Source organism: Cellulomonas sp. PS-H5 (assembly GCF_019265565.1).
In the GTDB taxonomy this organism is placed as follows: domain Bacteria; phylum Actinomycetota; class Actinomycetes; order Actinomycetales; family Cellulomonadaceae; genus Cellulomonas.
Genome location: NZ_JAHVCI010000086.1, coordinates 1 through 11,810 on the forward strand (window position 1 = coordinate 1; position 11,810 = coordinate 11,810).

Consider the following 11,810-nt stretch of genomic DNA (forward strand, 5'->3'; position numbering starts at 1 on the left):
CGGTCGCGCCGCCCGTCGCGCCGCCGGTGGCCTGGCCGCCGGCGCCGCCGGCGCCGCCGGTCGCCCCGCCCGCCCCGCCGGTCGCCTGGGGCGCTCCCCCGCCCGCGCCCGGCACGGACGGCCTGGCCGTGGCGGCCTTCGTCCTCGCCCTCGCGTCGTTCGCCACGAGCCTGCTCACCGCACCCGTCGGCCTCGGGCTCGGCATCGCCGCGCAACGTCGGATCCGCCGCTCGGGCGCCGAGGGTCGCGGCCTCGCGATCGCGGCCACCTGGATCGGCGGCGTGCTGACCACCGCGCTGGTCGTCGGTCTGGGCTTCGTGGTCGCGCTGGGCGTCGCCTCGACCGCGTCCACCGCGTCGTCCGCGGGCTCCTGGCCGGCGCCGGGCGACGCCGCCGGCGCGCCGGGTCAGCAGACCACGCTGCCGTGGTTCGAGCTGGCGCACGACCTCGTCCCCGGAGACTGCCTCGCGACCGCGCCGGAGACCTACGACATGTCGGACGCCGGCGTGGTGGACTGCGCCTCCGGGCACGCGACGGAGGTCCTGGAGCAGCTATCGATGGCGGAGCCGGTCCGCGCCGACGTGACCGAGCCGGACGCCGCGCACACCGCGCTGCTCGACCGGTGCGCCGCGGTGGCCGAGCGCCTGGTCGGTTCGACCGCGCTGCCGGCGGAGTCGTGGGCGGACGTGTACTTCGTGCACCCCGACCAGTGGGCCGCCGGCGACCGGTGGGCCTACTGCGTGCTCTCGACCGATCCGGCGGGCACGGGCTCGGTGCTCGCCGGGACGTTCGCGGCCGGGTCCGCGGCGGAGGTCTGACGTGACCGACCCGTACGGCTACCCCGAGCCGTTCTACGCCCCCGGCTGAGCCCCGCCCCGCCCGCGGACCGACGGCGTCGCGGTCGCGGCGCTGGTGGCCGGGGTCCTCGGCACGGGCCCCGTCGCGCTCGCGCTCGGGCTCGTCGGGCTCCGCCGCACCCGCCGCGCGGCGCCCGAGCCCCGGCGCGGGCGCGGCCTCGCGGTGGCGGGCGTCGTCCTCGGTGCGCTCACGACGCTGGCCTGGATCGCGCTGGCGGCGGTGCTGGTCAGCTCGGCGCAGGCGCAGCGCCCGCTGCCGTCCGACGTCGCGGAGCCGGTCGACGCGCACGCGGTGCAGCTCGTCCCGGGCAGCTGCCTCGCGGACGTGCCCGACGACGGCCCGGTCGACCGGGTCCGCGTCGTGCCGTGCGCGGACCCGCACGCCGCGCAGGCGGTGTCGTCCTACGCCTTCGAGCCCGACGCCGCGTGGCCGGGCGCCGCCGAGGCGTCGGCGCGGGTCGCGGCGTCCTGCGACCTGACCGCCGCCGAACGGGAGCAGGGGACGCGGATGCTCGCGTGGGCGCCGACGGAGGCGTCCTGGGCGCGCGGCGACCGGGCGGGGCTGTGCGTGGCGGTGCCGCCGGCCCCGGTCACGGGGTCGCTGCTGGACGGCACGGCCGCGCCCGCCGCCTAGGGGCGGGCGGTCAGCCCTCGGCGTCGAGCTCCGCGGCGTCGGCCGGGGCGGCGTCCGGGGCCGCGTCCAGCGGGACGGTCAGCTGGTCCTGCACCTGCCGCCGCACGACGCCGGCCATGTCCGTGGCGCCGTCGTCCATCAGCCACTGAACCTGCATGCCGTCCATCAGCGCGATCAGCTGCCGGCCGGCCGAGTCGGGGTCCACCCCGTCGCGCAGCGCGCCCTGCTCGGCGGCCCGCGCGAACGCCGTCGTCGCGGTGTCCAGCGCGCGCCGGTACCGGTCCTGGAAGTAGGTGTGCGCCGGGTGGTCGGCGGAGGTCGCCTCGGCGGACAGGACCGCGTACAGCTCGACGATCCCCCGCCGCGTGGCGTTCAGCGCCACGAGCTCGACGAGGTGCCGCAGGGTCGTGACCCCGTCCGGGCTGTCGGTCTCCAGCCACTCGATGTCGACGTCGTCCCGGTGCTCCAGCACCGCGAGCAGCAGGGACTCCTTGGTCGGGAAGTGGTGCAGCAGGCCCGGGTGCGAGATCCCGCACCGCGCCGCGATCTCGCGGAGCGACGCCCCGCGGTAACCGACCTCGCCGAACATGGCGGTCGCCTGGTCGATGATCTCCCGGCGCTTCGCGCGCCCCTTCGCGTAGCCCCGTTGCTGCGTCTCGACGGACATCGTCCCTGCCCCCGTCACCGTGCTCCTGCCGCGCCGGGCGGCGCGTGGTGGACAGGCTCTCACAGGAGGTCGGCGGATCCCGGCCGAAAACCCGACCATTCGGTAGGCATCGGCTACAGTGGCGGGAACAGACCCACCGCACGAGGAGGTGCCCCCCGCATGACCGCCGCATTCGACGTCGAGCGCGTCCTGGCCGAGCTCACCCTGGAGGAGAAGGCCGCCCTGACGTCCGGCTCCGACTTCTGGCACACCGACGGCGTCGACCGTCTCGGGGTCCCGCAGGTGATGGTGACGGACGGCCCGCACGGCCTCCGCAAGCAGGCCGAGAGCGCCGACCACCTGGGCATCGGCAACTCCGTGCCCGCCACCTGCTTCCCGCCCGCCGCCGCGCTGGCCTCGACCTGGGACGTCGACCTGCTCGACCGCGTCGGCCGCGCCCTCGGCCGCGAGACCCGCGGCAACGAGGTCGCCGTGCTGCTCGGCCCCGGCGTGAACATGAAGCGCTCCCCGCTGTGCGGACGGAACTTCGAGTACTTCTCGGAGGACCCGGCGCTGGCCGGCGACCTCGGCGCGGCACTCGTGTCCGGCATCCAGTCCGAGGGCGTGGGCACGTCGCTCAAGCACTTCGCGGCGAACAACCAGGAGACCGACCGCATGCGGGTCTCCTCCGACGTCGACGAGCGCACGCTCCGCGAGATCTACTTCCCCGCCTTCGAGCGCGTGGTGAAGCAGGCGCAGCCGTGGACGGTCATGTGCTCGTACAACAAGATCAACGGCGTCTACGCCTCGCAGGACCCCTGGCTGCTGACCGAGGTCCTCCGCGACGAGTGGGGCTTCGAGGGCCTGGTCGTCTCCGACTGGGGCGCCGTGGTCGACCGCGTCGCCGCCGTCGCCGCGGGCCTGGACCTGGAGATGCCGGCCACCGGCGGCCGCACGGACGCGCTCGTCGTCGACGCGGTGAAGAACGGGCAGCTGGACGAGGCCGTGCTCGACACGGCGGTCCGCCGGGTGCTGACGCTCATCGCCCGGGCTCAGCCCGCCCTCGCGGAGCCGGGTGAGATCGACGTCGAGGCGCACCACGCGCTGGCCCGCGAGGCAGCGGCGGACGGCTCGGTGCTGCTGAAGAACGCCGTCGTCGGCGGCGCCCCGGTGCTGCCGCTGTCGGCGGACGACGCGGCGCGCGCGGTGGTGATCGGCGAGTTCGCCCGCACCCCGCGGTACCAGGGCGCCGGCTCCTCCCAGGTGAACCCGACCCGCCTGGACGACGCGCTCACCGCGCTGCGGTCCGCCACCGGGTCCGAGCTGCCGTTCGCGGCGGGCTTCTCCGTGGCCGGAGTGGACGGCTCGCAGGACGCGGACGACGCCGCGCTGCTCGCCGAGGCCGTCGAGGCCGCCCGAGGCGCCGGCACCGTGCTGCTGTTCCTCGGTCTGCCCGCCCCCGACGAGTCCGAGGGCTACGACCGCACCCACCTCGACCTGCCCGCGAACCAGCTCGCCGTGCTGCGCGCCGTCGCCGAGGTGAACGACCGCGTGGTCGTCGTGCTGGCCAACGGCTCGGCGGTCGCCGTCGAGTGGCAGGACGACGCCGCCGCGGTCCTGGAGACCTGGCTCGGCGGCCAGGCCGGCGGCTCGGCCGTCGCGGACCTGCTGCTCGGCGTGCGGAACCCGTCCGGCAAGCTCGCCGAGACCATCCCGCACCGCGTCGAGGACACCCCCGCGTTCGGCAACTTCCCCGGCGACAACGGCCACGTCCGGTACGGCGAGGGCGTGCTCATCGGGTACCGCTGGTACGACACCCGCCTGGTCGACGTCGCGTACCCGTTCGGCCACGGCCTGTCGTACACGACGTTCGGCTACTCCGACGTGACGGCGACCGTGTCCGGCGAGGGCGCCTCGTCCGCCGTCGCCGTGTCGGTGACGGTGACCAACACCGGCGACCGCGCCGGCGCCGAGACCGCGCAGGTCTACGTCGGCGACCCGGAGGCCGCCGTGCTGCGCCCGACCCGCGAGCTCAAGGCGTTCGCGAAGGTGACGCTGGAGCCGGGCGAGTCCCGCACGCTGCAGTTCACGCTCGACGCCCGCGACCTGTCGTACTGGCACCCGGCGCTGCGCCGCTGGGCCGTCGGGGGCGGGCGCACCGTGGTCGAGGTCGGCGCGTCGTCCCGCGACATCCGCGGCACGGCCGAGGTGACGGTCACCGGCGAGTCCCTGCACGGGACGCTCTCGGCGGACGCCACGGTCAACGAGTGGCTGGCCCACCCGCGGGGCGCCGAGCTGCTCGGCGCCGCCTTCGGCGAGGCGACCGCGGCGCTCGACCCGACGATGCTGGCGATGATGGGCGACATGCCGATGCGCGTCGTCGCGAGCTTCGGCATGGGCGGCTTCGACCTGGACGGCCTGGACGCGCTGGTGGCGCGGGCCGCGGCCTGACCCCGGCGGCGCCGCTCGCCGCACCCGCCCGCAGGCCCGTCGCGCACCTCGCGCGGCGGGCCTGCGACGCGTCCGGGCCGCCGCCCTCGCCGCGCCGCCCTGCCCGCCCGCGCCGCCCTGCCCGCCGAGATGGCAACTCTCGGCTGTCCGCGGCCCCACTCGCACAGCCGAGAGTTGCCCTCTCGGCAGAGGGGACCGCGCGGCGGGACGGACCTGCGCGGGCGACGTCGCGCACGTCACGGCGCGGGCGGGTCCTGCGTCCCAGCCCGCGCCGCGACGGCGGTGGCAGGCTCGAGGGCACGGGGCCGCGTCCGGCGGTCGCGTCGGGGCGAGAGGGGTTCGGACATGGCAGCACCGCGGGTCGTCGTGGTCGGTGGCGGGTACGGCGGGACGCAGGTCGCCTCGCTGCTGGACGGCGTCGCCGACGTCGTCCTCGTGGACCCGAAGGACGCGTTCGTGCACGCGGCGGCGGCGCTGCGCGCGGCGGTCGACCCGTCGTGGGAGGACCGCGTGTTCTTCGGCTACGAGCGGCTGCTGGACCGGGGCCTGGTGCTGCGGCAGCGGGTGGAGCGGGCCACCTCCTCGCAGGTGCGGCTGGCGGACGGCACCACCCTGGACGCGGACTACCTGGTGCTCGCGACGGGCACCGCCTACCCGTTCCCGGCCAAGTTCATCGAGTCGGAGACGGCGGTCGCGCAGGCGCGGCTCGCCCGGATGCGCGAGGGGCTCGCGCGCGCGCAGCGCGTCCTCGTGGTCGGCGCCGGCGCGGTGGGCCTGGAGCTGGTCGGCGAGCTGCTGGACGCCTACCCGCACCTGTGGATCACGGTGGTCGACCAGGCGGACGACGTGCTCACCACCGACGACTACCTGCCCGAGCTGCGCGAGGTGGTACGTGCGCAGCTCGCCGACCGCGTGGAGCTGGTGCTGGGCTCCCGTCTGGGCTACCTGCCGCCGTCGGACGTCGGAGTGCACGAGCCGTTCGTCGTGGAGACCGAGGCGGGCGTCCGGGTCGAGGCGCAGATGTGGTTCCGCTGCTACGGCAACCTGCCGGCGAGCGACTACCTGGCGGGCGACCTGCTGGGTGCGCGCAACGGGCTGGGCGAGGTCCGGGTGGACGACACGCTCGCGCTCACCGGGCACCCGACGGTGTTCGCGGTCGGCGACATCACGGACGTGCCGGAGTCCAAGCGCGCGTCGGCGGCGCGGGCGCACGCCGAGGTCGTGGCGGCGAACATCACGGCGCTGGTCGAGGGCCGGGAGCCCGCCGCGACCTACCACCCGGCCCCGGAGCGGATCCTGCTGCCGCTCGGCCGCTCGGGTGGCGCGTCGCAGCTCGTCGGCGAGGACGGCGTCCGCCGGGTGGTCGGGGCCGCGGCCACGAGCCGGCTGAAGGGCGAGGACCTGTACGCGTCGCGGGTCGGGGCGCTGTTCGCCTGAGCGCGGTCAGCCCCGCGCGGCGGCGCGGCGGCGGCGCAGGCGGGTCCAGACGAACCGCACGACGACGATCACGATCGCCGCGTACACGGCGTAGTTGATGTAGTCGGAGTAGTGCCCGACGTCCTGCCACTGCGAGCCGAGCACGTAGCCGCCCACGATGAGCAGGCTGTTCCAGACGGCGCTGCCGATCGCCGTGTACAGCAGGAACCGGACCTGCGGCATCCGCTCCAGGCCGGCGGGGATCGAGACGAGCGAGCGGACGATCGGCACGCACCGCCCGATGAGCACCGCCGCGCCGCCGTGCCGGTCGAACCAGGCCTCGGCCTTGTCGAGGTCCTCGACCTCCATCAGCGGGATGCGCTCGAGCCAGCGGCGCAGCCGCGCGCGACCGAACCACGCGCCGAGCCCGTACAGGATCCAGGCGCCCGCGACCGCACCGAGCGTGGCGGCGACGATCGCCCAGGCCAGGTTCATCTGCCCCTGGCTGGCGACGTAGCCGGCGACGGGCAGCACGACCTCGGACGGGATCGGCGGGAACAGGTTCTCCAGCGCGACGACCAGGCCCACCCCGGCCGGGCCGAGCGCCTCGATCACGCCCACCACCCAGCCGGCCAGGCCCGTGAGCTCGGGCGCGGCGTCGGAGGCGGCAGGGACGCCGGCGGCCAGGGCGAGGGTCGCGTTCATCGCGGTCGATCGTCGCACGCGACCTCGCCCGCGGCCTGCGAGGACGGCGGTCGGGCGTGCGAGGCGCACAGGTCCTGCACACCTCGCACACCGGACATCACGGACACGCCGCGCCGAGCGCGGTCGTCCGCGCCGAGCGCGGTCGTCCGCGCCGAGCGCGGTCAGCCCCGGGTCAGCTCCAGCCCGCCGTCCGCGGCGCGCGTGACGCGGACCGTATCGCCGTCCCGGACCTCGCCCGCGAGCAGCAGCCGGGCCAGCCGGTCGCCGATCTCGCGCTGCACGAGCCGGCGCAGCGGCCGGGCGCCGTACGCCGGGTCGAAGCCCTCGATCGCCAGCCACTCGCGCGCCGCGGGCTCGACGTCCAGCGCGAGCCGCCGGTCCCGCAGCCGGGCCGCGAGCGCGGCCACCTGCAGGTCGACGATCCGGCCGATCTCCTCGAGCGACAGCGGGTCGAACAGCACGATGTCGTCGAGCCGGTTGAGGAACTCCGGCTTGAACGCCGCACGCACGGCGTCCATGACCCCGGCCTTCCGCTGCTCGGGGTCGAGCAGCGGGTCGACCAGGTGCTGCGAGCCGAGGTTCGACGTCAGCACGAGGATGACGTTCCGGAAGTCGACCGTGCGCCCCTGGCCGTCGGTGAGCCGGCCGTCGTCGAGCACCTGCAGCAGGATGTCGAACACCTCGGGGTGCGCCTTCTCGACCTCGTCCAGCAGCAGCACGGAGTACGGGCGCCGCCGGACGGCCTCGGTGAGCTGGCCGCCCTCCTCGTAGCCGACGTAGCCCGGGGGCGCGCCGATCAGGCGGGCGACGGAGTGCCGCTCGGCGTACTCGGACATGTCGATCCGCACCATGGCGCGCTCGTCGTCGAACAGGAAGTCCGCGAGCGCCTTGGCCAGCTCGGTCTTGCCGACGCCGGTCGGGCCGAGGAACAGGAACGACCCGGTCGGCCGGTCGGGGTCGGCGATGCCCGCGCGGGACCGCCGCACGGCGTCCGACACCGCGGCGACCGCGGCGGACTGCCCGATGAGCCGCTCGCCGATGACCTCCTCCATCCGGAGCAGCTTCGCGGTCTCCCCCTCGAGCAGCCGCCCGGCGGGGATGCCGGTCCACATGGCGACGACCTCGGCGATCTCGTCCGGACCGACCTTGTCGGCGATCATCGGCGCCTGCGCCTCGGCGGCCGCGGCGTCGGCCTCGCGCTCGCTCGCCTCCGCCTCGGCGATCTCCTTCTCGACGGCCGGGATCTCGCCGTACTGGAGCCGCGCCGCGGCGGCGAGGTCGCCCTCGCGCAGCAGCCGGTCCGCGGTCGAGCGCAGGTCGTCCAGGCGCGCCTTGAGATCGCCGACCAGGTTGTGGCCGGCCTTCTCCTTCTCCCAGCGCGCGGTGAGCCCGGCGAGCTCCTCGCGGCGGTCGGCGAGGTCCGCGCGCAGCTTCTCCAGCCGCTCGCGGGAGGCCGGGTCGTCCGCCTCGGACAGCACGACCTCCTCCATCTCCAGCCGGGTGACGGCGCGCTGCAGCTCGTCGATCTCGACCGGGGAGGAGTCGAGCTCCATCCGCAGCCGGGACGCGGCCTCGTCGACCAGGTCGATCGCCTTGTCCGGGAGCTGGCGGCCGGTGATGTACCGGTCGGACAGCGTGGCGGCGGCGACCAGCGCGGCGTCCGCGATCGTCACCTTGTGGTGCGCCTCGTACCGCTCCTTGAGCCCGCGCAGGATCGCGACGGTGTCCTCCACGGACGGCTCGCCGACGAACACCTGCTGGAACCGGCGCTCCAGGGCGGGGTCCTTCTCGATCCGCTCGCGGTACTCGTCGAGGGTCGTGGCGCCGACCAGGCGCAGCTCGCCGCGGGCGAGCATCGGCTTGAGCATGTTGCCCGCGTCCATCGCCCCCTCGCCGCCGGCGCCCGCGCCGACGACCGTGTGCAGCTCGTCGATGAACGTGACGACCTCGCCCTCGGAGGAGGTGATCTCCTCCAGGACCGCCTTCAGCCGCTCCTCGAACTCGCCGCGGTACTTCGCGCCGGCGACCATCGCCGCCAGGTCGAGCGAGACCAGGCGCTTGCCGCGCAGCGACTCCGGGACGTCCCCGGCGACGATGCGCTGGGCCAGGCCCTCGACGACGGCAGTCTTGCCGACGCCGGGCTCGCCGATCAGCACCGGGTTGTTCTTCGTCCGGCGGGACAGCACCTGGATCACGCGGCGGATCTCGGCGTCCCGGCCGATCACCGGGTCGAGCTTCCCGTCGCGGGCGCGCTGCGTGAGGTCGACGCCGTACTGCTCGAGCGCCCTGTAGGTGCCCTCGGGGTTCGGGCTGGTGACCCGGGCGGAGCCGCGGACCGACGGCAGCGCGGCGGCGAGCGCGTCGCGGGACGCGCCCTGGGCGCGCAGCGCGTCGGCGACGCCGGTCTGCCCGGCTGCGAGCCCGAGCAGCAGGTGCTCCGTGGACACGTAGTCGTCGCCCAGGGTGCGCGCCTCGGCCGACGCCGCCTCGATCGCGGACGCGGTGGCCCGGGAGGCGGTCGGCTGCGCCACGGACGAGCCGCTCGCGGCGGGCAGGTTCACCAGGATCGCGCGCACCGCGCGGCCAAGCGCCTGGCGGTCGGCGCCCACGGCGTCGAGCAGGCCGTTCGCCACGCCGCCCTCCTGGCCGAGCAGCGCGTTCAGCAGGTGGGCGGGCTCCAGCTGCGGGTTGCCCGCGGCCGCCGCCTGCTGGATGGCGTCGCCGATCGCCTCCTGCGACTTGGTGGTGAGCTTCGCGTCCAACGTCCCCTCCGTGCGTCCGGGTCGCGCGCGGCCGGCCGGCCGCGCGCGTGGTCGTGCGTGCGTGTCGCCCCGCGGCTCCGCGCGGGACATCCGGTGCAACGCCGAGCAAGTTGAGCCTATTCCGCTCAACTCTGCGCGTCGACCCGGGGCGGGGAGGCGTGCGCGGCCGGCGCGCTGGGACGCGGGCCACGATCGCCGGCGCGCCTGGCGCGCGGGCAGCCGGCACACAGGGAGACGCCACGGGCCGCCGCGCGGGGACGGGGGACGCCGCCGACCCGCGTCATCACGCGGCGATCCGACGCTCGACCGTCCGGGTGACGTCGTGTCATAGCAGGGCGTGACTCTGACCGTCGTCACCACGCGTTGTGACCGGCTTCACGCAGCCGACTCCCGTACGACACATCCGCGCAACGCGCGACACGCGCGCTGACCTGCGGCGCCGTTGAAGCGCTTCCCGGTTCCGGACATGTCCGACTTGCACGACTGTGATCTGCGCATTTACGGGCAATCCGGACACTCTTGCTGTGATCCATCTCACAAACCATGCCCGAATTGCCGGGCGCGAGTTGCGCGACGCCCACCCCGTCCAACACGCTGGGCCCACTCGAGGCCGGGAGCTCTACCGGCGCACAGACTCCACCCGATCGTCTCGTCGCCGCCCGTCCGAACGGGTGACACCACGTCCTCGTCTGCCCCCCACTCCAGTCACAGAGGCCGACGCCTCCCGACCGGGACAGCGCATCCCGACCCCGTTCTCCGCCGCGTCACCGTCGCCGCCGGCACCCTCCCGACCGACGCCGAGGTGAGCGATGTTCATCTTCATCCTGCAGATCCGGCACATGCTCGACGAGCAAGCCGAGCTGTACCTGTTCACGATCTTCTCCGGGCTCGTCTGGGCCCTGTGGCTGCTCAAGGTGGGCCTGTCCCGCCGGTACCGCCCGTGGACCGAGGAGCACCACGAGACGACGAGCGTGATCGTCCCCGTGGTCGACGAGCCGCTCGACCTCTTCCGCGACGTGCTGACCCGCGTCACCGAGCAGCGCCCCGACGAGGTCATCGTCGTCATCAACGGCGCGCGCAACCCCGGGCTCGAGGCGGTCTGCGAGGAGTTCGCGCCGCTGGTCCGCTGGGTGCACACCCCGATCCCGGGCAAGCGCAACGCCGTGAAGATCGGCACCGAGATGTCGAAGTACGACATCACCGTGCTGCTCGACTCGGACACGGTGTGGACGCCGGGCACGCTGCCCGAGCTGATCAAGCCGTTCAAGGACGCGAACGTCGGCGGCGTCACCACCCGCCAGCGCATCCTCGAGCCGACCCGCTCCTGGATCACCCGCTGGGCGGACTGGCTGGAGAACTCGCGCTCGCTCTACTCGATGCCCGCGCAGTCGGTGCTCGGCCAGGTCGGCTGCCTCCCGGGCCGCACGATCGCGTTCCGCCGGCACATCCTCATCGACGTCATGGACGACTTCATGACCCAGCGGTTCATGGGCGTCTTCCTCGAGGTCTCCGACGACCGCACGCTGACGAACCTCACCCTCAAGCAGGGCTACCGGACCGTCTACCAGCACACGAGCCTCGTCTACACCGACGCCCCGCTGCAGGTGAAGAAGCTGTTCAAGCAGCAGCTCCGCTGGGCCCGCGGGTCGCAGTACAACACGCTGCGGATGCTGCCCTGGATGCTCGGGCACGCGCCGATCCTGGCGATCTTCTTCCTGACCGACATCCTGCTGCCGTTCCTGCTCGTCGGGACGATCGCGGGCTGGGTCTACCGCTCGGTGAGCGGCACGGGCGTCAACCTCTACGAGGCGATGCTCGAGACCTACGGCGCCCAAGCCGGCTGGTTCTGGGTCATCGCCCTGATGGTCGTGTCCTCGGTGCTGTCGATGGCGATCCGGCAGATCCGGCACCTGCAGGAGGTCCCGAGCGACTTCTTCCGGCTGCCGATCTTCATCATCGTCTCGACGTTCTTCCTCATGCCGGTCCGGCTGCTCGGCTTCCTCCGCATGGCGCACGCCTCCGGCTGGGGCACCCGCGCCGGTGCGTACGCCGGCGGCGACCCGGGTCAGGGCGGCGCGGAGGAGAGCCCGCAGCCGGGCACGCTCGAGGCCGAGCTCGGCCTGATCGCCGACACGGCGCCGGTGGACGTCGTCGACCGCGGCGGCTTCCCGACGCAGCGCGACCACGCCACGGACCCCGGCGGTGCGCACGGCGAGCCCGTGCACGCGGTCGCCGGGCACGCCCCGCTGGCGGCCGGCTCCGCCGCGCCCGCCCCGGCCGCCGCCGCGCCGGCCCTCGCCGGGCACACCGCGGTCGCCACCGTCGCCGCCCCCGAGACC

At 74.8% G+C, this 11,810-nt stretch carries 8 protein-coding genes; 5 read left to right on the plus strand and 3 right to left on the minus strand.

Annotation, left to right across the window (positions count from 1 at the left end):
• On the plus strand, window positions 1-818 hold an 818-nt coding region (locus tag J5O08_RS19440; RefSeq protein WP_218708553.1), incomplete at its 5' end, for a DUF4190 domain-containing protein.
• A gap of 91 nt (window positions 819-909) precedes the next feature.
• Window positions 910-1,491, plus strand: a complete 582-nt coding sequence (locus J5O08_RS19445) for a DUF4190 domain-containing protein (protein WP_255590253.1) — start codon at window positions 910-912, stop codon at window positions 1,489-1,491.
• A gap of 10 nt (window positions 1,492-1,501) precedes the next feature.
• Here J5O08_RS19445 and J5O08_RS19450 read toward each other — a convergent pair whose 3' ends face one another.
• Window positions 1,502-2,176: a TetR/AcrR family transcriptional regulator gene (locus tag J5O08_RS19450; protein ID WP_308281734.1), complete on the minus strand. Its 675-nt coding sequence runs from the start codon at window positions 2,174-2,176 to the stop codon at window positions 1,502-1,504.
• A 141-nt stretch (window positions 2,177-2,317) separates the two neighbouring features.
• Between J5O08_RS19450 and J5O08_RS19455 the strand changes: the two genes are divergently transcribed.
• Both J5O08_RS19455 and J5O08_RS19460 read left to right on the plus strand, forming a co-directional pair.
• Window positions 2,318-4,588, plus strand: a complete 2,271-nt coding sequence (locus tag J5O08_RS19455; protein ID WP_218708557.1) for a glycoside hydrolase family 3 C-terminal domain-containing protein — start codon at window positions 2,318-2,320, stop codon at window positions 4,586-4,588.
• 345 nt (window positions 4,589-4,933) lie between these two features.
• Window positions 4,934-6,025, plus strand: coding sequence for an FAD-dependent oxidoreductase (locus tag J5O08_RS19460; protein ID WP_218708559.1), 1,092 nt, complete (start codon window positions 4,934-4,936; stop codon window positions 6,023-6,025).
• Between the two features lie 6 nt (window positions 6,026-6,031).
• Here the strand turns inward: J5O08_RS19460 and J5O08_RS19465 are convergent, their stop codons facing one another.
• Both J5O08_RS19465 and clpB read right to left on the minus strand, forming a co-directional pair.
• Window positions 6,032-6,709, minus strand: coding sequence for a DedA family protein (locus tag J5O08_RS19465; protein WP_218708561.1), 678 nt, complete (start codon window positions 6,707-6,709; stop codon window positions 6,032-6,034).
• A gap of 161 nt (window positions 6,710-6,870) precedes the next feature.
• Complete coding sequence (gene clpB / locus J5O08_RS19470; RefSeq protein ID WP_218708562.1) at window positions 6,871-9,471, minus strand: ATP-dependent chaperone ClpB; 2,601 nt, start codon at window positions 9,469-9,471, stop codon at window positions 6,871-6,873.
• An 809-nt stretch (window positions 9,472-10,280) separates the two neighbouring features.
• Between clpB and J5O08_RS19475 the strand changes: the two genes are divergently transcribed.
• On the plus strand, window positions 10,281-11,810 hold a 1,530-nt coding region (locus J5O08_RS19475; protein WP_255590252.1), incomplete at its 3' end, for a glycosyltransferase family 2 protein.

What these genes read in the sequence shown, in the direction of transcription:
- J5O08_RS19455 (WP_218708557.1), top strand. Translation starts at nt 2,318, where the DNA reads ATGACCGCCGCATTCGACGTCGAGCGCGTCCTGGCCGAGCTCACCCTG.
- J5O08_RS19460 (WP_218708559.1), top strand. Translation starts at nt 4,934, where the DNA reads ATGGCAGCACCGCGGGTCGTCGTGGTCGGTGGCGGGTACGGCGGGACG.
- J5O08_RS19465 (WP_218708561.1), bottom strand. Translation starts at nt 6,709, where the DNA reads ATGAACGCGACCCTCGCCCTGGCCGCCGGCGTCCCTGCCGCCTCCGAC.